Annotated in this window: 1 protein-coding gene and 1 pseudogene; one reads left to right on the top strand and one right to left on the bottom strand. The window is 53.7% G+C overall.

The annotated features are described in order from the left end of the window. Positions 1–220, top strand: a pseudogene (locus AB4Z23_RS28120) (LysE family translocator); the annotation flags it as partial. A gap of 41 nt (positions 221–261) precedes the next feature. Here AB4Z23_RS28120 and AB4Z23_RS28115 read toward each other — a convergent pair. After that, on the bottom strand, positions 262–536 hold a 275-nt coding region (locus tag AB4Z23_RS28115), incomplete at its 5' end, for a hypothetical protein (protein WP_441361262.1).

Raw genomic sequence — 536 nt, 5'->3', positions numbered from 1 at the left:
GGTCAATCGTGGCCATGTGGCTATGCAGATCGCTTTTCTCGGGCTTGTTTACACAGCGATTGGCGTTCTGACGGACAGCTCTTACGCACTTGCCGCCGGCACGGCCGGCAAGTGGCTGAAGCGCAGTCCCGCGTACCTGAAGGCTGAACGCTGGGTCAGTGGTTTCGTGTATATCGGTCTTGGCTTGACGGCCGCTTTTGCTGGCAATCAAAAGAAATAGACCATCCTGTTGTACCTTGGGAGTCGCCCTGAACGGCTAACCTATTGGAGACAACGGGGCGTCCCTTGTGTTCGATTTTTGTCGGCGTCGCTTTGATATGAGATTTCGTAGCAAGCCGCGATTGGCTGTGGCGCCAGATCGGCGCCAAGGCCCTGAGCGATCTTTACTAAATCGACGGTTTTCAACCGTTTATTAGCTTGCTCGTTCCGCTCGAAACCCAGAAGTTGCGCCAATGACGTTTCCAGGTTGGCCAACAGGGCAAAGATGCGGTTGCAGCAATTAGTATAATTCAAAAAACCTACGGAGACCGTTGGCC

This window comes from Agrobacterium sp. MCAB5 (assembly GCF_052114365.1).
GTDB classification, from domain to species: Bacteria; Pseudomonadota; Alphaproteobacteria; order Rhizobiales; family Rhizobiaceae; genus Agrobacterium; species Agrobacterium tumefaciens.
The sequence above is the reverse complement of the archived record's forward strand: the minus strand, read 5'-3'. Positions and strand labels throughout refer to the sequence as shown.